This is a genomic window from Mycobacterium sp., from assembly GCF_049647605.1.
Lineage (GTDB): Bacteria > Actinomycetota > Actinomycetes > Mycobacteriales > Mycobacteriaceae > Mycobacterium.
Window position 1 is genome coordinate 16388 of record NZ_JBARXZ010000007.1, and the last position, 22212, is coordinate 38599.

25 protein-coding genes are annotated in these 22212 nt (G+C 66.2%); 14 read left to right on the forward strand and 11 right to left on the reverse strand.

Annotated elements, in window-relative coordinates:
• Positions 1 to 118 precede the first annotated feature (118 nt).
• Together ramB and WBB07_RS00800 are read left to right on the forward strand one after the other, a co-directional pair.
• Positions 119 to 1534 carry an acetate metabolism transcriptional regulator RamB gene (ramB, locus tag WBB07_RS00795; protein WP_526303788.1) on the forward strand — a complete coding sequence of 472 codons (1416 nt, stop codon included), beginning with the start codon at positions 119 to 121 and terminating at the stop codon, positions 1532 to 1534.
• Positions 1531 to 2067, forward strand: coding sequence for a carboxymuconolactone decarboxylase family protein (locus WBB07_RS00800; protein ID WP_526303790.1), 537 nt, complete (start codon positions 1531 to 1533; stop codon positions 2065 to 2067). Before ramB ends, WBB07_RS00800 begins: the two co-directional genes overlap by 4 nt.
• Here the strand turns inward: WBB07_RS00800 and WBB07_RS00805 are convergent.
• From WBB07_RS00805 to WBB07_RS00825, 5 genes are read right to left on the reverse strand one after another with little or no spacing between them, the layout of a single operon-like run.
• Complete coding sequence (locus WBB07_RS00805; RefSeq protein WP_526303792.1) at positions 2064 to 3119, reverse strand: hypothetical protein; 1056 nt, start codon at positions 3117 to 3119, stop codon at positions 2064 to 2066. The two genes, WBB07_RS00800 and WBB07_RS00805, sit on opposite strands and share 4 nt — an antisense overlap.
• Positions 3120 to 3122: 3 nt before the next feature.
• On the reverse strand, positions 3123 to 4517 hold the full coding sequence (lpdA, locus tag WBB07_RS00810; protein ID WP_526303794.1) for a dihydrolipoyl dehydrogenase: 1395 nt from the start codon (positions 4515 to 4517) through the stop codon (positions 3123 to 3125).
• Positions 4518 to 4557: 40 nt separating this feature from the next.
• On the reverse strand, positions 4558 to 5145 hold the full coding sequence (locus WBB07_RS00815; RefSeq protein WP_526303796.1) for a hypothetical protein: 588 nt from the start codon (positions 5143 to 5145) through the stop codon (positions 4558 to 4560).
• Positions 5138 to 5416 (reverse strand): putative holin, encoded by a 279-nt coding sequence (locus WBB07_RS00820; protein WP_526303798.1) that lies wholly within the window; start codon positions 5414 to 5416, stop codon positions 5138 to 5140. The genes WBB07_RS00815 and WBB07_RS00820 overlap by 8 nt, the downstream gene beginning before the upstream one ends.
• Positions 5417 to 5443: 27 nt before the next feature.
• A complete protein-coding gene (locus WBB07_RS00825) occupies positions 5444 to 5944 on the reverse strand; it encodes a DUF779 domain-containing protein (protein WP_526303800.1) in 501 nt (166 codons plus the stop codon).
• A gap of 88 nt (positions 5945 to 6032) precedes the next feature.
• Between WBB07_RS00825 and WBB07_RS00830 the strand changes: the two genes are divergently transcribed.
• Genes WBB07_RS00830 through WBB07_RS00845 form a run of 4 tightly spaced genes read left to right on the forward strand, consistent with a single transcriptional unit; the run spans position 6033 to position 10528 of the window.
• A complete protein-coding gene (locus WBB07_RS00830) occupies positions 6033 to 8051 on the forward strand; it encodes a prolyl oligopeptidase family serine peptidase (RefSeq protein ID WP_526303802.1) in 2019 nt (672 codons plus the stop codon).
• Positions 8052 to 8101: 50 nt separating this feature from the next.
• Complete coding sequence (locus WBB07_RS00835) at positions 8102 to 8416, forward strand: DUF2563 family protein (RefSeq protein WP_526303804.1); 315 nt, start codon at positions 8102 to 8104, stop codon at positions 8414 to 8416.
• Complete coding sequence (locus WBB07_RS00840; protein WP_526303806.1) at positions 8398 to 9891, forward strand: putative alpha/beta hydrolase; 1494 nt, start codon at positions 8398 to 8400, stop codon at positions 9889 to 9891. The genes WBB07_RS00835 and WBB07_RS00840 overlap by 19 nt, the downstream gene beginning before the upstream one ends.
• 55 nt (positions 9892 to 9946) lie before the next feature.
• Complete coding sequence (locus tag WBB07_RS00845) at positions 9947 to 10528, forward strand: hypothetical protein (RefSeq protein WP_526303808.1); 582 nt, start codon at positions 9947 to 9949, stop codon at positions 10526 to 10528.
• 73 nt (positions 10529 to 10601) lie between these two features.
• On the opposite strand, the gene WBB07_RS00850 is transcribed toward WBB07_RS00845, so the two are convergent.
• The 4 genes from WBB07_RS00850 to WBB07_RS00865 all read right to left on the reverse strand — a co-directional run bounded on the left by WBB07_RS00850 (position 10602) and on the right by WBB07_RS00865 (position 14663).
• Positions 10602 to 11306, reverse strand: a complete 705-nt coding sequence (locus WBB07_RS00850) for a hypothetical protein (RefSeq protein WP_526303810.1) — start codon at positions 11304 to 11306, stop codon at positions 10602 to 10604.
• A gap of 28 nt (positions 11307 to 11334) precedes the next feature.
• On the reverse strand, positions 11335 to 12186 hold the full coding sequence (locus tag WBB07_RS00855) for a hypothetical protein (RefSeq protein WP_526303812.1): 852 nt from the start codon (positions 12184 to 12186) through the stop codon (positions 11335 to 11337).
• Positions 12187 to 12232: 46 nt separating this feature from the next.
• Positions 12233 to 13090: a polyphosphate kinase 2 gene (gene ppk2, locus WBB07_RS00860; protein WP_526303814.1), complete on the reverse strand. Its 858-nt coding sequence runs from the start codon at positions 13088 to 13090 to the stop codon at positions 12233 to 12235.
• A gap of 61 nt (positions 13091 to 13151) precedes the next feature.
• Positions 13152 to 14663 carry an aldehyde dehydrogenase family protein gene (locus WBB07_RS00865; RefSeq protein ID WP_526303816.1) on the reverse strand — a complete coding sequence of 504 codons (1512 nt, stop codon included), beginning with the start codon at positions 14661 to 14663 and terminating at the stop codon, positions 13152 to 13154.
• Between the two features lie 89 nt (positions 14664 to 14752).
• On the opposite strand from WBB07_RS00865, the gene WBB07_RS00870 reads away from it, so the two are divergent.
• The gene (locus WBB07_RS00870) at positions 14753 to 15565 is read left to right on the forward strand and encodes an acyl-CoA thioesterase (RefSeq protein ID WP_526303818.1); all 813 of its coding nucleotides are present in this window, start codon (positions 14753 to 14755) and stop codon (positions 15563 to 15565) included.
• An 18-nt stretch (positions 15566 to 15583) separates the two neighbouring features.
• On the opposite strand, the gene WBB07_RS00875 is transcribed toward WBB07_RS00870, so the two are convergent.
• Positions 15584 to 16096, reverse strand: a complete 513-nt coding sequence (locus WBB07_RS00875) for a mycothiol transferase (protein WP_526303820.1) — start codon at positions 16094 to 16096, stop codon at positions 15584 to 15586.
• An 88-nt stretch (positions 16097 to 16184) separates the two neighbouring features.
• Between WBB07_RS00875 and WBB07_RS00880 the strand changes: the two genes are divergently transcribed.
• On the forward strand, positions 16185 to 16652 hold the full coding sequence (locus WBB07_RS00880) for a hypothetical protein (RefSeq protein ID WP_526303822.1): 468 nt from the start codon (positions 16185 to 16187) through the stop codon (positions 16650 to 16652).
• Positions 16653 to 16690: 38 nt separating this feature from the next.
• Here WBB07_RS00880 and WBB07_RS00885 read toward each other — a convergent pair whose 3' ends face one another.
• Positions 16691 to 17104: a VOC family protein gene (locus WBB07_RS00885; protein WP_526303839.1), complete on the reverse strand. Its 414-nt coding sequence runs from the start codon at positions 17102 to 17104 to the stop codon at positions 16691 to 16693.
• Between the two features lie 210 nt (positions 17105 to 17314).
• Here WBB07_RS00885 and WBB07_RS00890 point away from each other — a divergent pair, with 210 nt between their 5' ends.
• Genes WBB07_RS00890 through WBB07_RS00915 form a run of 6 tightly spaced genes read left to right on the forward strand, consistent with a single transcriptional unit; the run spans position 17315 to position 22079 of the window.
• On the forward strand, positions 17315 to 17617 hold the full coding sequence (locus WBB07_RS00890) for an MrpF/PhaF family protein (RefSeq protein WP_526303824.1): 303 nt from the start codon (positions 17315 to 17317) through the stop codon (positions 17615 to 17617).
• The gene (locus WBB07_RS00895) at positions 17614 to 17895 is read left to right on the forward strand and encodes a cation:proton antiporter (protein ID WP_526303826.1); all 282 of its coding nucleotides are present in this window, start codon (positions 17614 to 17616) and stop codon (positions 17893 to 17895) included. The genes WBB07_RS00890 and WBB07_RS00895 overlap by 4 nt, the downstream gene beginning before the upstream one ends.
• Positions 17892 to 18818 (forward strand): hydrogen gas-evolving membrane-bound hydrogenase subunit E, encoded by a 927-nt coding sequence (gene mbhE / locus WBB07_RS00900; protein ID WP_526303828.1) that lies wholly within the window; start codon positions 17892 to 17894, stop codon positions 18816 to 18818. Before WBB07_RS00895 ends, mbhE begins: the two co-directional genes overlap by 4 nt.
• Positions 18815 to 19111, forward strand: coding sequence for an NADH-quinone oxidoreductase subunit K (locus WBB07_RS00905; protein ID WP_526303829.1), 297 nt, complete (start codon positions 18815 to 18817; stop codon positions 19109 to 19111). Before mbhE ends, WBB07_RS00905 begins: the two co-directional genes overlap by 4 nt.
• Positions 19108 to 20589 carry a complex I subunit 5 family protein gene (locus WBB07_RS00910; protein ID WP_526303831.1) on the forward strand — a complete coding sequence of 494 codons (1482 nt, stop codon included), beginning with the start codon at positions 19108 to 19110 and terminating at the stop codon, positions 20587 to 20589. Before WBB07_RS00905 ends, WBB07_RS00910 begins: the two co-directional genes overlap by 4 nt.
• Positions 20586 to 22079 carry a complex I subunit 5 family protein gene (locus WBB07_RS00915; protein ID WP_526303833.1) on the forward strand — a complete coding sequence of 498 codons (1494 nt, stop codon included), beginning with the start codon at positions 20586 to 20588 and terminating at the stop codon, positions 22077 to 22079. Before WBB07_RS00910 ends, WBB07_RS00915 begins: the two co-directional genes overlap by 4 nt.
• Positions 22080 to 22212: the final 133 nt, after the last annotated feature.

Consider the following 22212-nt stretch of genomic DNA (forward strand, 5'->3'; position numbering starts at 1 on the left):
TCGCGGTCTCCAGATCCCCCGACCAAGCGCGATCATGCCAAACCTGCCGACCTCGGGCCACGCCAATCCATTTGCCAAGGCTGCGAAGGCAGACTTAACACGCGGGTACGCTGACCGAATGGCCAAGACCTTTGTCGGATCACGGGTTCGGCAGCTACGCAGCGAGCGTGGCTTCAGCCAGGCCGCCCTTGCCCAGATGCTGGAGATCTCACCGAGTTATCTCAATCAGATCGAGCACGACGTTCGGCCGCTGACGGTGGGCGTGTTGCTGCGCATCACCGAAGTGTTCGGCGTCGACGCCACCTTCTTCGCCTCTCAGGACGACACCCGGCTGATCGCCGAACTCCGCGAAGTCACCATGGACCGCGATCTCGGCATCGATGTCAACCAATCGGAACTCGCCGACATCGTGAGCACCCACCCGGCCATGGCCAAAGCCATGGTGAACCTGCACCGGCGTTACCGGCTCACCACCGCCCAGCTGGCTGCGGCCACCGAAGACCGGCACGCCGACGGCAGCGGTTCCGGCGCCATCACCATGCCGCACGAGGAGGTGCGCGACTACTTCTATCAGCGGCAGAACTACCTGCACGAACTCGACACCGCGGCCGAAGATCTCACCGACCGGATGCGGATGCACCGCGGGGACCTCGCCCGCGACATCGCCCAACGCCTCGCCCAGGTCCACGGAGTGCGGATCGTGCGCCGCATCGATCTGGGCAGCACCATCCTGCACCGATACGACCCCGAGACCAAGACGCTGGAGATGAGCGGGCACCTGTCCGGCGGCCAGCAGGTGTTCAAGCTCGCCGCCGAACTGGCGTACCTGGAATTCGGCGGGCTGATCGACACGATCGTCGCCGAGGGCAACTTCACCAGCGACGAATCTCGCGTGCTGGCCCGGCTCGGGCTGGCCAACTACTTCGCCGCCGCGGCGGTGCTGCCGTATCGGCAGTTCCACGAGGTCGCCGAGAATTTCCGCTACGACATCGAACGTCTCTCGGCGTTCTACGCGGTGAGCTACGAGACCATCGCGCACCGGCTGTCCACCCTGCAACGGCCGTCGATGCGCGGTGTACCGCTGTCCTTCGTCCGGGTGGACCGGGCAGGAAACATGTCGAAACGACAGTCTGCCACCGGCTTTCACTTCTCGTCGTCCGGCGGCACCTGCCCGCTGTGGAACGTTTACGAGACATTCGCCAACCCCGGGAAGATCGGCGTCCAGATCGCCCAGATGCCCGACGGCCGCCACTACATGTGGGTGGCCCGCACCGTCGAGCGCCGCGCGTCACGCTACGGTCAGCCCGGTAAGACGTTTGCGATCGGGTTGGGCTGCGAGCTGCGGCACGCGCACCGGCTCGTCTATTCGGAGGGACTGGACTTGTCGGGCAATGTCGCCACCCCCATCGGCGCCGGCTGCCGGGTGTGCGAGCGGGACAACTGCCCGCAACGCGCCTTCCCCGCACTGGGGCGCGCGCTCGATCTCGACGAGCATCGCAGCACCGTGTCGCCCTACCTGGTCAAGCAGTCATGACGCGGGTTCCCGCCACCAGCGGCGTGCGTGACATCGGGCCGATCAACTGGGTGATCTGCCGGCTCGGCGCCCGCGGGATCCGCGCACCCGAGTTCCACCTGTTCAACGCGCTGTCCCGGCACTCGACGCTGTTCTGGTCGTGGCTGCCGTTCTCCGGGGTGCTGCTCTACTGGGGCAAGCTCTCCCGGCACGACGCCGAGTTGGTGATCCTGCGGGTCGGGCATCTTCGCGACTGCGAGTACGAACTCCAGCAGCACCGCCGACTGGCCCGCTCGCGTGGGGTCGACGCAGCGTTGCAAGCCAAGGTGTTCGAGGGTCCCAGCGCCGACGGACTCACCGACAAGCAGCGGGCACTGCTGACCGCCACCGACGAATTTGTGCTGCAGCGCAAGGTCGACGCACCGACCTGGGCACAGCTCGCCGGCCATTTGAACACCAAGCAGCTCATCGAATTCTGCTTGCTCGCAGGCCAATACGACACCCTGGCGGCAACCATGAACACCTTGCAGCTGCCGCTGGACTTCCCGGACTAGCCGGTTGCGGCCGTAGGGGTCGTCGTCGCAGCACTACCAGTCGGACTCGTCGTCGGGGTCGGGGTGGCGGTTGGAGCCACGTCCTCGTCCGGCGCCGACTCGACAGCGGATTCACCCATCTCGGCAACCTGGGTGTCACCGAAGACCGAGGCGCCACCCGGTGTCACCTGGAAACCCTGCGTCTGATCGGCCAGGGTGCCGTAACAGGCCACCCCACCCTCGGTCGCCATACACATGGCACCCATCTGGTTGACGCGGTAACCCGTCGGGAGCTGGCGGATGGTGCCGGGATAGGCTGGCTTGTCGTACTTCGGATCATCGGTCTTGCGCATCCCCACCGGACCGGGAAGCTGAGCGAAGATCTCGTTCTCTCCGGATCGGGCCCCCGGAAGGTGGCCGTTGCAGCCGATCTCACCGCCGCTGAACATGGCGATGGTGCACGTCAGCCCATCCCCGACGGTGAACACCGGGAACATGTTCTTGGCGCCCGCACCCACGATGTAGGTGTCGTCGCCCACCACGAAGTCGTTGGGGTCGGGGAAGCTCGCGGGCAGGCCCGGAGTGGCCGGGCCGACTCCGGTGCGCTCAGCGGAGATCTCGAGCCACTGCAGAGTGTCACCAGAGGATTTGGTGCACAGCGTGGCATCCTCGCTGACCGCGCACTCGAAATCCTGATAGGCGATCTTGCTGCCCACCGGAAGCACCGGCGCGGCGCTCCCGGCCGGCTTCACGAACTGGGGGTTGGCTGTCGCGCGCAAACCACGCGCGGCAACATCGGCGGCCAACACGATCTCATTGACCCCCGCTCGCGCGCCGGGTAACCGGCCGTCGCAACCGGCGGAACCGTGGGCGGGCCGGATCGCGCAGAGCAACCCGTCAGGGGTCTGGAAGTAGACCTCGCCCTGCGCGACCAGACTGTCGACAAAACCCTCGGCCGGGACCGATCGGTAACCACTGAGGTCCGGCGCACCAGTGGGTTCCGCCGCCGCCGGAGCGGCGGCGGAACCTGCGAGCACGACCAGTGCCGAAGCGGCCAGGATTACACGACGCATCAATCAGAAGTTGATCATGTGGCCGGCCAGACCGTGGAAGCATTCCTGCAATGCCTCCGACAAGGTCGGGTGGGTGTGGACGTTGCGGGCCAGCTCGTTGACCGTCAGGTCCCACTTCTGGGCCAGCGTCAGCTCCGGCAGCAGCTCCGACACATCGTGTCCGATCAGGTGCCCGCCGAGCAGCTCTCCATACTTGGCGTCGGCGATCAGCTTCACGAAACCGCTCGGGTCACCGAGGCCGTGTGCCTTGCCGTTGGCGGTGAACGGGAACTTCGCCACCTTGACGTCGTAGCCCTCATCGCGTGCCTGCTGCTCGGTCAGACCGAAGCTGGCCACCTGCGGCTGGCAGAACGTGGCCCGCGGCATCATCCGGTAGTCGCCCAGCGCCAGGGTCTCCGCGCCGGCGATGGTCTCGGCGGCGACGACGGCCATGGCCTCGGCGACGTGTGCGAGCTGCAGCTTGGCGGTGACGTCACCGATGGCATAGATGTGCGGCACGTTGGTGCGCATGTAGTCGTCGATGCCGATGGCCTTGCGATCGGTCAGCTCGACGCCGGCCTTCTCCAAGCCGAAGCCTTCGACATTGGGGGCAAAGCCGATGGCCTGCAGCACCTTGTCGGCTGTCAGCTTGTCGGTCTTGCCGTCCTTGCTGACCTCCACCGTCACCGTCGAACCCTCGTCGGTGATCGACTCGACCTTGGTACCGGTGAGGATCTTGACCCCGAGCTTCTTGTACTGCTTTTCGATCTCCTTGGAGATCTCGGCGTCCTCGTTGGGCAGCGCGCGGGGCAGGAACTCCACGATCGTGACGTCGACGCCGTAGTTCTTCAGGACGTAGGCGAACTCCATGCCGATGGCACCGGCGCCGGCGATGATGATCGACTTCGGCAGCTCACGACTGAGGATCTGCTTCTCGTAGGTGACCACGTTCTCGCTCAGCGAGGTCCCCGGGACCAGCCGGGTGCTGCTGCCGGTGGAGATGATCGCGTTGTCGAAGGTGACCTTCTCGGTGCCCCCGTCGTTGAGGTCGACCTCGATGGTGTTGGCGTCGGTGAACTTGCCGTAGCCGTGGATCTCGGTGATCTTGTTCTTCTTCATCAGGAAGTGCACACCGGCGACGCGCCCCTCGGCGACCTTGCGGCTGCGGTCGAAGGCAGCACCGAAGTCGAAGGTGGCATCCCCGCTGATGCCAAAAGTCTTGGCTTCCTTGGAGAAGAGGTGGGCCAGCTCGGCGTTGCGCAGCAACGCCTTGGAGGGGATACACCCGACATTCAGGCACACCCCGCCCCAGTACTTGGGTTCGATGATGGCGGTGTTCAAGCCCAGTTGGGCGGCACGAATAGCGGCGACATAGCCGCCGGGTCCTGCTCCGAGAACGACGACGTCATAGTGGGTCACACGCACCAGCCTAATAGGCGGCGGATCCGGGCGTTCGCTGCTACGGCGAGAGCCAGCCGACGGCGAACAGTCCGTACAGCGCCGCAGCGGCCATACCCGACGCAAACGGCGCCGTCATCACCGCAATCGACGCAGCAGACTGCACCGGTTTGCCGTCTCGCAGCGACAGCAACAGCGCCGCGACCACACACCCCAGGGTGTACATCAACACCGCCACCTCAACCCAGGTTTTGTCCATCGAGTGGAACCACCAGTAGTAGAGGCCGAGCCCAGCAGCGCCGGCCACCAGCCAGACGCCGCAGAGCACAGTCAACAGCTTCCACGCCTTCAGGAACTGGTACTGACCGGGGACCGCCACCGGAAGCGCGGCCTCGGAGGGCCGTTGACGCTGCCGATCCAGCGCCGCCGAGGCCGTGAGCACGTCGGTGTCATCGGCGGATCCGCCGGCCGGTGACTGTTGCTGCTCGGTGGCAAGAACCGGGTCGAACGCCGGGTTTCGGTTGATCACCGGCGGTGGCCGGGTTCCGTTGCGCGGGGTCAGCGGAGTCGGATGCGGCCCGGTGTCGAAGATCGGCGCCGCATGCGGTTCCGTCATCGGCATCGAACCGGTATCCAGCTTCTCAGACACCGTTCACCACCTGGATCAAGACCAGCACCCCGAACCAGCCGGGCGCCAGTGACAGCAGAAACGACCCCCACACCGTCACCCATCGTGAGCCGGCGGTCAGGATCAGCACCAGGCCCAACAGCGTCGGTCCGGCCAGCACCAGCGCAATGACCGCGTCAGGACGCATCGACACGTGGACCAGCAGCGTCGTCAGAACGCCGATGACAACTCCCACGGCGCTGCCGACCAGCATCCCGGCGGTCAGCAGCCATGCCCTCGGGAGGGGAATCACGGGAAAAACCCTACTTCGCTCCCCCCGCTATCCGGGGACCTGCGCGGCGCGTCCTCTCGGTACCGGGCACGCGTCGGAGGCCTCGGCGACGATCTCGCCGCGGGGTCCGGGCGGGGTGACACCGGCGGCGTACTGTGCCCCGGTCAGCGGTGGAACAGCGCTGAGCTGCGTGAGCTCGTCCTCGTCGAAGGCCCGCCCGCGAGACAGGAAGCGCACCCCTTCGGGGGATTCGAGGCTGAAACCGCCGCCCCGGCCCGGCACCAGGTCGATGACGAGCTGGGTGTGTTTCCACGTATCGAACTGCGGACCGGAGATCCATACCGGGACGCCGCCGTCGCCGACGTCGAGCACACCGAGCAGCACATCACGGTCACCGACCACAAAGTCACCAACCGGGTAACACATCGGCGAGGACCCGTCGCAGCAGCCGCCGGACTGGTGGAACATCACCGGGCCGTGCTGCTTCTGGAGGCCGCCCAGCAGATCTGCTGCGGCTCGGGTGACCAGTGCCCGCGACGGTGCTGTCATAGAGATCACACTACGCGTGAGGCCACCGTCGCCGGTTTGCACGGCCAGAGGCCACAATCGACACGGCCAGAGGCCACAATGGACAACCGTGACCGACGATCCCCACCTCTGGCTCGAAGACATCTCCGGCGACGCCGCCCTGGAATGGGTGCGCGCCCACAACGAGCCGACAACGGCCGAACTGTGCGACGAGCAATTCGAGCAGATGCGCCGGGAAGCGCTCGAGGTGCTCGATACCGACAGCCGGATCCCGTATGTGCGGCGGCGCGGCGAGTACCTGTACAACTTCTGGCGCGACGCCGGCAATCCGCGCGGCCTGTGGCGGCGGACCACCCTGGACAGCTATCGCACCGACAACCCAGAGTGGGATGTTGTCATCGATCTCGACCGGCTTGCCGAGGCCGACGACGCCAACTGGGTGTGGGCCGGCGCCGACGTCATCGAACCCACCCACACCCGCGCCCTGGTGAGCCTTTCCCGGGGCGGCTCCGATGCCGCGGTCGTGCGTGAATTCGACATGATCACAAGAGAATTCGTTTCCGACGGATTCGAGGTAGCCGAGGCCAAGACCCAGATCAGCTGGGAAGACCACGACACGGTCCTGATCGGCACCGACTTCGGCCCCGATTCACTCACCGAGTCCGGATACCCTCGGACCGTCAAGCGGTGGCGCCGCGGGCAGCCGCTTGCCGACGCCGAACTGGTCTTCAGTGGTGAGGCCGACGACGTGATCGTCGCCGCAGCAGTCGATCTGGGCACCGCCGGGTACGAGCGGACCTTCATCAGCCGGGCCATCGATTTCTTCAACGACGAGGTCTACCAGCTCCGTGACGGAGAGCTGATCCGCATCGACGCCCCGACCGACGCCTCGGTGTCCGCGCATCGCGACTGGTTGCTGATCGAACTGCGCAGCGAATGGGCCACCCCGTCGGGCAGCTATCCGGCCGGCGCGCTCCTGGCCGCCCGGTACGACGAGTTTCTCGCCGGGACAGCCTCTTTGGATGTCGTCTTCACCCCCGACGAGCACACCGCCCTGCACCAGCACGTCTGGACCAAGGACCGCCTGCTGCTGGTCACCCTCTCCGATGTGGCCAGCTCCGTTCAGGTCCTGACCCCCGGCACCTGGGCATCGGAGCCGCTGCCCGGCATTCCGCCGAACACCAATACCGTGGTGGTCGCCGCCGATGACACCGGCGACGAGGTGTTCCTGGATTCCAGCGGTTTCGACAGCCCGTCGCGGTTGCTCTACACCCGCCTGACCGATTCGGCCCAGGAGATCAAGTCCGCGCCGGCGTTCTTCGCCGCCGACGACATCAGCGTCACCCAGCACTTCGCCAAATCCGTTGACGGAACGGCCATCCCCTACTTTGTCGTCAGCAGCGGCCCCGGCCCGCGCCCCACACTGCTGGGCGGGTACGGCGGATTCGAGGTGGCCAACACCCCCAGCTATGGCGGCGTGCTGGGGCGGCTGTGGCTGGCCCGTGGCGGCACCTACGTCCTGGCCAACATTCGTGGCGGCGGCGAGTACGGTCCGTCGTGGCACACCCAGGCCATGCGGGAGAACCGGCACAAGGTCGACGAAGACTTCGCGGCAGTGGCCCAAGATCTGGTGGCGCGTGGCATCACGACAGTGGCCCAGTTGGGCGCCCAGGGCGGCAGCAACGGCGGCCTGCTGATGGGCATCATGCTCACCAAGTACCCGCAGCTGTTCGGCGCCCTGGTGTGCCAGGTGCCCCTGCTGGACATGAAGCGGTTCCATCTACTGCTCGCCGGCGCGTCCTGGGTGGCCGAGTACGGCGACCCGGACAACCCGCAGGACTGGGAGTTCATCGCCAAGTATTCGCCGTACCAGAACATCTCGGCTGACGCGTCCTACCCGGAACTGCTGATGACGACGTCCACGCGCGATGATCGGGTGCATCCCGGGCATGCCCGCAAGATGACGGCGGCCCTCGAAGCGGCCGGGCATCGGGTGCGCTACTACGAGAACATCGAAGGCGGTCACGCCGGCGCCGCAGACAACGCCCAGACCGCATTCAAGTCAGCCCTGGCGTACTCGTTCCTGTGGCGGGTGCTGGGCGAAAAGAGGACCGACAAAGTGAATTGACGGTTGTCCACCGCCTTGTACCCTCATGTCAAAGTTTGCCAGGGGGTCAGATGGACGTCGACGTTCCGCAGATGCGGGCAGGAGCCAACGGCTCCTATGAAGCCGCGACGCGCGCTCAGACCGGAGCCGACACGTTTGCACGGGTATCCACCTCCGGCGACATGTTCGGTGATTTCGCCGAAGCCAACCAGTTCCAGGCTGCGCTCGGGCAGGCACACACTCGTCACCTGGAGTGCATCAACCACCATGTGACGAGTTTGGGTGCCCTCGGCGACAGCGCCCACATGGCTGCCACCGCCTTTGCAGACATGGACTCTGAGCACTCCAAGAGGCTGCGGAACGTGTCGTGGAACTCCGATTCCTGAGCCGGCCGGACCTCATCGCCGCTGCCGGCGGCGACCCTTGGCGTATCGATGCCTCTGTTCAGAACGGAGAGCCTGAACAGATCTCTGAAGTGGCTCAAGCGTTCTACGACAGCGGAGTGTCGATGTCCGAGACCTCCGACGAGTTCAGCCGCGCCCGGAATCGTTTCGAACAATCATGGAACCGTGAGAACGGCGACAATCCGATCAACGACTCTGCCGAGGTCCAGCGCGCGACCGAGGCACTGAAGTTGAGTCGAGAGCAACTGACACGCGTCGGGGTTGACTTGCAGAACATCGCAGCATCTCTGGCCGAGGCGCAACGGTCCTGCGCACAAACGATCTCATGGCTGGAATCGCGCCTTCAGGATATGGACGACGCCATCAGCCGCACAATCTCGGAGACCGGGCTGACGATTGATGAACTCGATATCTCTGCGATGGAAGGACTGGCGGCGGCGGATGTCAGGGAGGCGTGGCGCGCCGTCCACAATGCACGAGATACCTATTCCGGACATCTGACTCGCTCAATGATCGACATGCAGGCAGAGGGTTACAACCCTTCCGCCATCGACAAGTCCGACGGTGTCGGCCGCACCGATGCCACCGCGGCCGACCTGGAAGCCGCCGAATACGGATTCATGCAGCGTGCAGCAGACCAGGAGTTGGTCGACAACCCGGGGACGATTACTCCTCAGAAACAAGCGGCTGCAGACAGATTGCGGGACTTCGCAACCATCAACGACCCGAACGCTTCTGCTGAAGCAATCGAGTACGCCGGTCAGCGCCTGCGCGACCACCAGCAAGCTGTGCTGCCGATTCCGGGGCCGCGCGACTCGATTCTCGGCCTCGACACACGGTCCCGCGCTCAGTCCCGACTGCGCATGCAGAAGGCACTCGAGGAAGGCACGCCCTGGCTACCTCCCATGTCACCGGATGAAGCGACGGCATCGATGAACAAGGACGAAGCGCGATTGCAGGCCGAGGTTCTCGACAAGACACAGGCGGTACTCGTCGAAGCAGGTATGGCACGGAAGTCCGCTGAAGCGATCAGCGATGCCATGGCGTCCGGTTGGACGTTGCAGGATCTGCAGGCGTACGCAGACATCACGGGAACTGCAGCAGGCGACCTTGAGGGTCGAATGTCGGTGGGACGTCACGCTGTCGATCGATTCGACCCCGACACCCTCAGGTCCATCAGTGAATTGGGCAAGTACGTCAAAGGGGGCGGGACATTACTCGAAGCCCTGCTCACAGTAGAAGCTCTGATGAACGGCGCCCCTCCCGGCGAGACCATCGGCGGACTCCTCGGAGGTTTGGGTGGGAGCACCGGGGGTGCCATCGGACTCGGGTTGCTGGGCGGCGCTCTCCTGGGGCCCGGCGGTGCATTTGTCGGTGTGGTGACCGGCACCCTGGGCGGTGGTTCGATCGGTGAAGGTATTGGCGGATATGCCGGAGGGAAGCTCTTTGACAAGTAGCGGAGCGACGATCGCACCCGAGTGGTCACAACCAGTCCTGATCGCAGGAGTAATCGTGGTCCTCCTGGGGAATTCGGCTCTCTTGGTGCCGGTCTCGACGACAAATCGGCGGCGCATCTTCTGGACCGGGTGGGGGCTCGCCGCATTCTTCTTCGCCACGAGCATCGCATTCAGGGGCTGGGCTGTTGCGCTGGCAACTGGGGCGGCTGTCATGGTCTCAGCGGTTCTCTTCGCATATTCGACAACGACCTATATCAAGATCGGCGGTCGGATTCGCTCCCCTTACATCAAGCGCACCGGCGAAGAACCACCATTCGATGCCTATCGGGAGGTCGCGACCGCCGGCACGGTGTGGTGGTGTACCGCAGCCCTGTCGCTGCTGGCAGGCGGAACCGCGTTGATCACCGACAGACCAAATGAGGCAGTGCTGCTCGGCGCCTTGATTGTCAGCGCTGTACTCGTGTTCACCGGCCACTTGGACAAAGCCGACGGTTTCCCGGTCGCACGCGAACACCATGCCCCGTTCGCCATCACGGTGATTGCGTGTATTCCGTTGTTACTGTTGCCGATTGCAGCATATTTCGCGGCCTACTGGGCCAGCCCACGCAAGGGCGCGGGGTTCGACGACACCGAGTAGAGGCCCCGACCACGCGGCGACCGCGTGGTCGGGGGCGCGGGCCGTGTACAGCGGTCCTCGACGGCGCGCCTTCCTAGCGGGTCGGATCTTTGACTCCGGGGGCAATCGCGCGGGCAACAAGGTACGAGACTGAGACAATTCCCGCCGATATCACGGACACAATGCCGAATTGGAGATATTGACCGCGGGCAATGCGCTGCAACCTCATACCATCGCCGGCGCCGAAAAGTGCCCCGATTCCGACGAGCAGCGCCAGCCCCAGGAGTCCATACCGTGGATCGTCGCCGTCGAAAACGTACGCGTACACATTGACGGCGGCCATGGCGGTGCACACCACCAACAGCCACCACAGCTTCGCCGCCGAAACAGTCGAGGTATAGGGCTGGTCCTCCCAGCCGTTCGATGCCGGTTCTCTGGCCCCCGACTGCAATGCGGTCAGGTCGTGAAAAGCGATGACGCGGTTGCCGATCTTGATGTATTGGCTGTTGAAGTAGGCAGGCAAAACCATGAGCAGCCCCGCCAAGAGGGCCAGAGTCACCGCCATGGCGATATTGGGCAACGAGCCGACCACAACACACACGGCAGCGCCGGCGGTACCAAGCCAGTACAGGGTTCGTTGCCTGCCGAGAGGCCAACTGCTTCCCATCGCGGAAATGGACACCGCCGGACACAGCATCGCCAGGACAAAAAGCACCAGCGTATGCGGGTGTTCGATCGGCGAAGCAGCGTTCAAGACTGTCTCGGCTACGGATTCGCGACCCATCAGCTCTTCGCCCATTCCAGTACCTTCTCGGCAGCAACCGCCCCTAGTTCGGGTCCCGCACCGTCCGCCGCAGCCCGCCGAGCATCGCAAACAGCGCACCGAGGGCAACCACACCACCGCCGGCAGCGAGGGTGATGTTGAGCCAATGGTGCATGCTGTCGATCGCCGCGCCCACCATGGCGTCGGCGACCTGCCGGATGTCACCGGAGGTGTTTCCGAGGGCGGCTTCGACCCGCCGCCGGCCGACCTCCAGCCCGGCCCAGCCGGCCGCGCCCACCACCAGCCCGGAGACGCCAAGCGCGGCAAGTGCTTTGCCGCGGGACCGGGCAGCCACCAATGTCAGCAGCGCGAACACCCCGGCGAGCCCGACCACAGCAATGGTGAACCACGGCCCCCAGGTGCCCACCTGCCGTAACTGCCCGGGGCGCAACGCCTGCGGCGCATTTTCAGTCAACGGCACCGACAAGGACTGCGGCACCGACACGTTGTAGGCAGCCAGCGTGTCGGCGAAGGCGCTGTCGTTGAGCATCGGGCCGATGTCGACCACCCAGCGGCCTTGTGGGTCGGTGTCAGAGCTGACGGCATTGGTGAACATCCACCGGTGCGCAAAGCGGTTGGCCTGACTGAACTGCTCGGGGAACGACGAGCTGGAGGTGTACTGCGACGCCAGCCCCGACACCAGGACAGGTTGCAGCCCCTCACCGAGATCCAGTATCTGGGTGGTCAGTTCTGCGGCGACGGCCTGCTGCAGGTCAGGGTCGGCGGCCGCACGCTGCGCAAACGCGGCGTACCCGTCATTGTCGACCAGGTTGACCTGCGCCCACGCGGCCGGCAGGGCAACTGCCAACGCCGCCGTGGTGACGAGCCACAACAGCGTCGCCAACACGAAACGCAACGGGGTCCCCTTCAGCTCCAGGCGCCCGCGTCGGGTTCGACGGTTGTCAGTCCGACAGCGCGCGCCCCACGATCAGCGGATCGGCGTGGCCGACCACCTCGTGGTCTTTGTTGTCGTAGTCGAACTTACCGAGCACGTAGCGCATCGCGTTGATCCGGGCGCGTTTCTTGTCGTTGCTCTTGACCACGATCCAGGGAGCGATCTCGGTGTCGGTGAGGGCGAACATGTCCTCTTTGGCTGCGGTGTAGTCCTCCCACTTGTCCAATGAGGCCAAGTCGGTGGGCGAGAGCTTCCACTGCCGGACGGGATCGACCTGCCGGATGGTGAACCGGGTGCGCTGCTCGCTCTGGGTCACCGAGAACCACAGCTTGGTCAAGCTGATGCCGTCGTTGACCAGCATCTGCTCGAACAGCGGGGCCTGCCGAATGAACTCGGCGTGCTGTCTCGGAGAGCAAAAACCCATGACGCGCTCGACGCCGGCGCGGTTGTACCAAGAGCGGTCGAACAGCACCATCTCGCCGGACGACGGCATGTGCTGCACGTACCGCTGGAAGTACCACTGGGTGCGTTCCTTCTCGGTCGGCTTCTCCAGCGCCACAACACGGGCGCCGCGCGGGTTCAGATGCTCCATGAACCGCTTGATGGTGCCGCCTTTACCGGCAGCATCGCGTCCCTCGAACACGATGACGTGCCGGTGTCCGTTGGCCTGGCTCCACTTCTGCAGTTTCAGGAGCTCGATCTGCAGCAGCCGCTTCTGTTCCTCGTACTCGGTGCGCTTCATGCGCTCGTCGTACGGGTAGTTTTCGCGCCAGGTGTCGACGACCTGATTGCCGGGCTGGATGAGCAGCACGGGGTCGTCATCGTCGTCGTCCAGAACGGTGTATTCGTTCGCATCTACCAGCACCGGCGCAATTTATCGGCTGGCCCGAACTTGACGGTGACCGGGGCGTGAACAACAAGTGGCGTTATTTTGCCCGTTTCCGCGGAACCGACAGCGCCATCTTGGTCATCAGCCTGTTCATCCGGTCCAGCGCTCGCAGTGAATGGTGGTAATAGTTGCCGCCCGCTCCGACGTTGGTGCGTGGGACCACCACCGTCTCCTGGCGGCAGAACTTGCGTACCCCATCGAAGCCACCGAACCGGGCGCCGATGCCCGAGGTCTTCCAGCCGCCCATCGGCGCGGTGGTGCACATCAAGTTGGAGATCACGTCGTTGATGTTGACTGCTCCGCAATCCAATTGCACCGCAATGTCTTTGGCGCGGGAAAGATCCTTGGAGAACACCGACGCGCTGAGTCCGTACGGGCTGTCGTTGGCCAACCGGACCGCCTCGGCAACCGAGGAGACCTTCATGATCGGCAGCGTCGGGCCAAACGTCTCCTCTGTCATACATGCCATCGAGTGGTCCACGTCCACCAGCACGGTCGGCGGATAGAAGCTACCCGGACCGGAGGGACGCACGCCGCCGGTCAGTGCCTTGGCACCCTTGGCGAGCGCGTCCTCGACGTGCCGCTCGGTGACCGCGACTTGGCTGTCGTCGATCAGCGACCCGAAGTGGTGGCCGGGGCCGGCTCCCATCTGGAGCTTGTTCACCGCAGCCACCACGGCGTTGACGAACTGGTCGTAGACCGCGCCCAGGACGTACACCCGCTCGACGGATACGCAGGTCTGGCCGGCATTGAACATCGCACCCCACACCGCGGCATTGGCCGCCAGCGCAATGTCGGCGTCCTCGCACACGATCATCGGATCTTTGCCGCCCAGTTCGAGGCTGACCGGGGTGAGCCGGCGGGCCGCCCGCTCCATCACCTTGGCCCCGGTGGTCGACGAGCCGGTGAACTGGATGTAGTCACTGACGTCGATGACGGCCTCTGACACCAGGCGCGCCCCCTGGGCCAGCGCCAGCACCGGCGGCGCACCGGTTTCAGCCCAGCCACGCAGCAGCACTTGCGCGGTCAGCGGGGTGCGCTCCGACGGTTTGAGCAGCACCGCGCAGCCGGCCGCCAACGCGCCGATGGCGTCCATCATGGCGTTTGCCACCGGGTAGTTCCACGGTGCGATGATCCCGACCACGGCCCGGGGCCGGTAGAACACCGTGACCTTCTTGATCGACAGGAACGGCAATGCCGGCGGCCGGTTGTCCGGCGCCAGCGCCTTTTCGACGTTCTTGATGTAGTAGGACAGGATCATCAGCAGCAGCGGTACTTCTTGCGCCGCATCCGCCGCCGATTTGCCGGTCTCGGCGATCAGCAGCTTCTCGATCTCGGCGCGATGTTCCTGCAGCCAGACGGCGTACCGCGACAGAGCCCGGGCACGCGCGGCGGGGCCGCGACGCTCCCAGTCCCGCTGCGCCTCGCGCAGGCCGGTGGCGATGGCCGGCACATCGGCGGGGTCGGTCCAGCTCACCGTGCCGGCGACCACACCGGTCGCGGGATTGCGGATGGTCCCGGTGGTCTCGACATCACTGGAGGCGGTCATAGAGCCATGTTAACCACGGTATGTGACAGAGGTCGCACCCGGGTTGACACCTGTCAACTGGACCTCGGGTCGGCGGTAGGTTTGGCGGCATGACACACCCGTTCGATGCCGCGCTGACCTTCGAAACCGTGGACGGCCGCGTGCGGGGCGCCACGACTCCGGACTTCGCGAACATGGTCGGCCCGTTCGGCGGACTGACCGCCGCTGCGTTTGTGCGCGCCATCGAGGAGCACCCAGACCGACTCGGCGAACCGGTATCCCTGACCGTGAACTACGCAGCGCCGATCGCCGACGGTGAGTTCGAGATCGACCTGCGCGCGGTGCGCACCAACCGCACCAACCAGCATTGGATCGCCGAATTGACGCAGGGCAGCCCGGACTCACCGGTTGTCACCACCACCGCCACCGCAGTGTTCGGCGTGAAACGCCCCACCTGGTCGGACACCGAAATCCAGCCGCCGGCCGCTCCCGATCCGGAAGACTGCACACCACAGGATATTTCGAGTTTCGTGACCTGGACTCGCAACTACGAGATGCGCTTTGCCGCCGGTGCTGTCCCGGGTGAGGACGCCGGCGAGCACCCCGACTCGACATCCACGTTGTGGGTGCGCGCCCACCCCCGGCGGGCGCTGGACTACCCGGCACTGACCGCACTGTGCGATGTGTTCTTCCCGCGGGTGTTCCTGCGGCGCGGCCAGTTCATCCCCGCGGGGACCATCTCGTTCACGGTGTATTTCCACGCCGACGCCGCCGACCTGGCCCGACAGGGCGACGACTGGATCTTGGCAACTGCACGCGCCCAACGGTTCTCCGGCGGGTTCTTCGATCAGAGCGCACAACTGTGGGGCCGCGACGGCGCCCTGCTGGCCGTCAGCCACCAGATCGTCTACTTCAAGAACTAGACCCGTGGCTCGGCTACCTCACGAACCGGCGATACCGCGCAGGTAGGCAGCCTGGCCGAGATGCTGGGCGCAGTCATCGAGCACGCTGACCAACCGCACGCTCGCCGTGACCGGTGGATCCCAATTGTCGTCGACGACGCGCTCGAGCTCGTCCGCGTCGAGCCGGCCGAGGTAGTCCAGCGTCAAGGTGTGCACTGCGCGGTAGTAGCCGGCCAAGTGCTCTGCACTGGCGCGCACCTTGGCGACATCGGCGGGCGAATGCCCGTAGCCGGTGTCGTCACGCGGTAGGTCCAGTGCAAACGTGTCCACCCAGCCGTCCCACGCCTGATCGACACCGGCGATATGGGCAACCTGCGCGTCCTGCACGCGGGCGCTGTGCCAGATCAACCAGGCGATGGTGTTGGCCTGCGGCGTCGGCCGGAAGGTCGACACCTCGTCGGTCAGGCCGTCGGTGAGTTCGTCGACGTGCTCGATCAGCCGGGTGAAGGCATCGCGCAATAAGTCCTGTAGTGCACGCAGAGTTTCAGCCATGCCGCCGACGCTACGCCTGGGTCCGGACAGGCCCAGTTGAGCAGAATTACTCTGCTGCCCCCTGGCCGCCACCCCTAACGTGGCCGGCATGGTTCGTTTCCCTCAGATTGTGTTCGGCCTGACCATCCCGGTGAACATCGTGGTGATCCTGTGGGTGTGGCTTGGTCGGGGTTTCTTCGATGTGACGCTCGGCTGGATATTTGCGTTCTTCGTCTTCACCGCGCTGCCCGTCATGGTGGTGGCGCTGACGTTGACGACTGTCCTGATGTTCAACCAGCCGAACCGGCGACTCACCGCCGGGCAGGCATGGCTACAGACAATGCTGTGGTTGGCACTGATCCTGTTGGGCGCCACCATCGTCGACGTCGACGACGCGAGCTACGAGGAGTCGATTCTGATCAACCTCGTCGGCTTCAGCTACGACAGCCTGCGGCTGAGCACCGATCTGCAGGCCGTATTTGGACTCATCTCGATAGCATTGTGGGCCCTGCTGGTATGCGCATTGGCGATGGGCATTCGCCGCCAGTCCGCTCGCCGGCCGGGCGGCCCGTCGTAACAGAGAGCGCCACACACCATTTCGACAAAAAAGACCACCTACGTCGCAGGCGGCGAGCCACTGCCGCCGGTGGGCCCGCCCCCGTGGAACACCGCCTCGACGTTGTTGCCGTCGGGGTCCCGGACAAATGCGCCGTAGTAGTGCTCGTGGTACTCCGGCCACAATCGCGGCTCGTGCAGCGGCTCCGCCCCCGTCGCCAGCGCCGCGTGATAAAACGCCTGCACCTGCTCGGCCGACTTGGCGGCAAACGCGATGTGCATCTCGCGGTTCGGCCCGGACGCCTCCCCCGCACTCGCGTCGGCGATCCAGAACTCGGGGTGGCTCGCGAGGCCGTACCCGACGGCCACCCCGAACTCCAGCTGCCGGCGGTAGCCCAGGACGTGCAGCACGGAGTCGTAGAACTCCTGCGACTTCTCCCAGTCGCTGCAGTTGATACCGAAGTGATCTATCACAGACGTCATCGTAGGTACTGACGGGGCGACGATTGGGCGTTTTCACCACCTGGCCACTACCCCATGAAACACATTGTCTACCAATGTTTCTCAGGGTGACGTGTCAAATCCGGCCAAAACGGGCATCAACACATCGGGCAGTCGCGCCGTGGGACCGCCCCGACCGAGCAACCGACAACCAGGCGGCAAGATGAAGGAGGGTGGCCTGCAGTGCAGACCTTCCTCGCCGGTGTCGTCACCGTATTGATCCTGAACGTGCTGGCCAGCGGCATTCGGGTGGTCCGTGGCCCCGCAGTGCGCGACCGCGTGGCCGGGGTTGCCCTGCTGTCCACCACCGGAGTCGGCGCGCTGCTGGTCATCGCAGAACTTCTCGACGAACCCGCGGTGCGCACCGCCGGGTTGATACTGGTGGCGTTGGCAGTGGTGATCGTGTCGGTTCTTGCTGCGCAACAACAGAAGTCGACGCCGCGACCCACAGGGGGAATCCAGCCGCAGGGAACGACGCAGACATGACAGCAGTCGTGACGGTGGTCTTCATCTCCGCGGGTTGCCTGCTCTACACCTTGGGTACCGTCGGCATCCTGCGTTTCCCCGACACCCGCAGCCGCCTGCACGCCCTGACCAAGGCCGACAATCTGGGCCTCGGCCTGCTGGTCATCGGCCTGTCCGTCGCGTCCGGCTCTGCTGCCACCGCCGGTCTGCTGGTCCTCATCTGGATGCTGGCGCTGGCGGCCAGCGCCACCGCCGCCGGACTGCTGGCTCGCGGCGCCGATGACGGGAACCGGCGATGAGTGATCCGGTCAGCGTTGTCGACATCACCCTGGGAGTCGGGGTGGCGGCGGCCGCGGTGGTCGCGACATTTCATCCGAAGCGCGCCGCCTCGGTGACCGTTTTTGTCGGCGCCGGTGTTCTCCTGGTGGGAATCTGGGCCCGTCTCGGTGCGGCCGACGTGGCGCTGGCCGAAGCCGCCCTGGCCGCCGGGGTGACCGGCGCGCTGCTGATCGCCACCGTGGCGCACGACGGCCAGGGCGCACCCGGGCCCACCCGCCGCCGTGGTGCGCGAGTTGTCGGGGAGCTGCTGTTGGCACTCGGAATGGCGGGTGCACTGACCGCCACCGCGGTACCTGCCGCCAACCGCACCATCGGACCCGACGCGCTGGCCAGACAAGCCACCGCAGCCCTCGACAACGCCGCGGTGGTCCACCCCGTCACCGCGGTACTGCTGGATTTCCGCGCCTACGACACCCTGTTGGAGATCGTCGTCCTGACCGTGGCCGCCATTTCCGCTCTGGCGCTGCAACCCCGCGGCGAGATGACCGTCGCCGCCGTCCCGACCGATCGACGGCCCGCTCTCACCGTGCTGTTCCGCGCCCTCGCACCCGTGCTGGTGTTGCTGGCCGCCTGGCTGCTGGTGGCTGGTTCCACCCGACCCGGCGGGGCCTTCCAATCCGGCGCGGTGCTCACGGGGCTGATCATCATGGGCCTCATCACCGGCGCGATCCGGCTCCCCCGCCGGCCGGTACTGCCGCTGCTGATCGTCGTCGGCGCCGCGATGTTCGTGGCGCTGGCCGGGCTGACCGCGGTCGGCGGCGGCTGGCTGACGATCGGCGGCCCGTTTGCGGTGGCTGCGATTCTGGCGCTCGAGACGGCCATGGCGGTGTCCATCGGCGCCGCTCTGGCGACGTTGCTCGTCGCGCAGGAGCCCAGCCGATGACACAGCTCGTCTGGTTCCTGGCCTTGGGTTCGTTCCTCGTCGCGCTGGGCTCGCTGCGACTGTTGTTCACCGTCGACCCGGTCCGGCGGGTGGTGGCGCTCAACTTCGCGGGCGCCGGAGTGTTTGTCATCCTCATCGCGCTGGCCGCCCGCACCGACCCGCCCGATCCGGTGCTGCACGCCCTGGTGCTCACCGGGATCGTCATCACGGTGGCGGTGACCGGCATCGCGCTGGTGCTGGCCCGCCGCGCACCGGACTCAGACGACACCGACACCGGCGGGGACCCGGCTTGAGCACTCTCAGCTGGCTGACCGGGCTCACGGTGTTCCTCCCGCTTGCCGGTGCGCTGGTCGCAGCCGTCGCACCCCGGGTGGGCTACGCCCTGGCGCTGACCCACGGGGTGGTGGCGACGGTCGTCGCCGGAGCGCTCGGCATCCACGTCGCCCGGCACGGACCGGTGGCACTCACTCTCGGCGGTTGGGCCGAGCCGGTCGGCATCGGGCTGCGCGTGGACGGCATGTCCGCGGCGTTCCTGCTGACGTCGGCGATCGTGGGTCTGCTCGTCACGGTGTACGCCTCCGGCTCGGCCGACGCCCGGGGCGGTCCCTGGTTCTGGGCGCTGTGGCTGGCCATGTCCGCCGGCCTGAACGCGGTGTTCGTGGCCGCCGACCTGTTCAACACCTACGTCGCCCTGGAGTTGGTCACCGTCGCCGCGGTCGGTGCCGTCGCCCTGGGCGGCCAGAAAGCCGCCGGCGCTGCCCTGCGCTACCTGTTCATCGCGGTGGCCGGGTCGCTGTGGTTCCTGCTGGCGGTCGCGTTGCTCTACGCCGCGGCCGGCTCATTGTCATTGGCCCAGGTGGGCGCCCGGCTGGCCAACGAGCCCGATGTCGTCACCGTCGCCGTGGCGATCACCATCGCCACCCTCGGACTGGCCCTCAAGTCCGCCCTGGTCCCCATGCACGCCTGGCTGCCGCCGGCGCACGCCGGAGCGCCGTCGGCGGTCAGCCCACTGATGTCCGCCCTGGTGGTGAAGGCCTCGTTGTTTGTGCTGATCCGGTTGTGGACAACCCTGCCCGCGGACGCCGCCCTGCTGGCGCTGGCCCAGGCCGTCGGCGCTCTCGGCTGTATTGCCGTCGTGTGGGGCAGCGTCCAGGCGTTTCGGCAGACCCGGCTCAAACGGGTGGTGGCCTACTCCACCATCGCCCAGATCGGCTACTTCGTCCTGCTGATCCCCCTGGTGGCACCGGCACTGGCCACCGGCGCCGACGAGCAGACCCGGCGCGTCGCCGAACTCGGCCTCCAAGGCGGCGTCGCTTTCATCGTCGGGCACGCACTGGCCAAGACGGCCATGTTCACCGCCGCCGGATGCCTGCTACACAGCTACGGCACCGACCGCATCGAAGACCTGCGCGGTGCTGCCGCCCGGCATCCCGTTCCGGTGTTCGCCTTCGGTCTGGCCGGAGTGGCCCTGGCCGGATTGCCCCCGGCGCTCGCCTTCACCGGCAAGTGGCAACTGCTGACCGCCTCCTTGAGCGTCGGGCAATGGTGGTGGTTGCCGATCCTGCTGGGCGGCACGCTGCTCACGGCGGCCTACACCGTGCGAGTGCTGCGGATTCTGACCGCCGCCACCGACAAACCACCGCCGGCCACCATCGGGTTACCGGCCCGGATGCGCTTTGCGGCACTGACCGCGGCGGTGGCCGCCACCGTGCTCGGGGTGGCGGCGTCGTCGGTGATCGCGATGTCGTCGGTCGGGGTGGTGGGCCTGTGACCGGATCACTGCTCCCGCTGGCCCTGCTGTCGATGTCGCTGGTGCCCGCGGTGCTGGTGTTCTTCCTGCCGGAGAGCGCCGTCCGCACCCGCAACGCACTGAATCTCGGCGGGGCAACGGCAAAAGTCGCCCTGGTCGCCGCCCTGATCCCGGCGGCCGCCGGCGGGGACCGGTTCGAATGGCGGGCCCCGTTTGTGCCGGGCATCGACCTCGTCCTACGCGTCGATCCGTTCTCGCTGTACTTCCTGGGGCTGTCCTCGGTTCTGTGGCTGCTCACCACGATCTATGCGATCGGCTACTTCTCCGGAGCGCCCCACCTCAACCGGTTCTTCGGGTTCTTCAGCATGTGCGTCCTGGCCACCAGCGGAATCGCGCTGGCCGGCAACCCGGTCACGTTTGTCATCTTCTTCGAGCTGCTGACCCTGGCGACGTACCCGTTGGTGGTTCACGACGGCACCGCAGCTGCCGCCCGCGGCGGTCGCACCTACCTGGCCCACACCCTGACCGGAGGAGCGGCACTGCTGCTGGGGGTGGTCTGGCTGACCGCCGAAGTCGGCTCGATCGACTTCGCCGACCGCGGCAGCCCGGAGCTGACCGTCTTCGCCCGGGACAGTCCCGTCAGCGCGGTGGCGATCTTTGTCCTCATCCTCGCCGGCCTGGGCGTCAAAGCCGCGCTGGTACCGCTGCACGGCTGGCTGCCGCGGGCCATGGTGGCCCCGGCACCGGTGAGCGCCCTGCTGCACGCGGTGGCGGTGGTCAAGGCCGGTGTGTACGGCGTCGTGCTGCTGGTGGACTACGTCTACGGCGTCGACCTGGCCGCCGAACTCGGAGTCCTGACTCCCCTGGCGATCCTGGCGTGCGTGACGATCCTCTACGGATCCGTCCAGGCGTTACGCCAAGACGACCTGAAGGCGCGGCTGGCGTATTCGACGGTCGGTCAGGTCGCCTACGTCACGCTCGGGGTGTCGGTGATGTCGGTGTTGGCGACCACCGGCGGGATCGCCCACATCGTCAACCAGGGATTCATGAAGATCACCATGTTCTTCTGTGCCGGCGCGTTTGCCACCGTGCTGGGCTTCAAGAAGATCTCCGAACTCGACGGGGTGGGCCGGCGGATGCCCGTCACCTGCGCGGCGTTCACCATCGCGGTCCTCGGGATGATCGGTATTCCACCGCTGGCCGGCTTCCTGTCCAAGTGGTATCTGGCCTCCGGCGCGGTCGCCTCCGGCCAACTCTGGGTGCTGGCCGTGCTGGTGACCTCGAGCCTGCTCAACGCGGCGTACTTCTTCCCCATCGTCTACCGGATGTGGTGGAAACCCTCCGATCGCGAGGAGCTGGCACCGGTCGTCGGGCTGGAGGCCTCCGCCCTGCTTGTCGTACCGATCGCCGTCACCGCCGTGCTGACCATCGGCATCGGCGTGTTCGCCGGCTGGATGTACTCGCCGCTGGAACTGGCCCGGCTGATCACCGAGGGGATCTACGGCCTGTGAACACCGGACTGACCCTGCTGTGGCTGGCCGCCGTCGCCGCACCGCTGGCCGTGGCGATGATCCTGGCGATGTCAGGGTGGCGGAACCGACGCGCCGGTGCCCACCGCCGCGTGATCCTGGTGCGGTGGGCGGC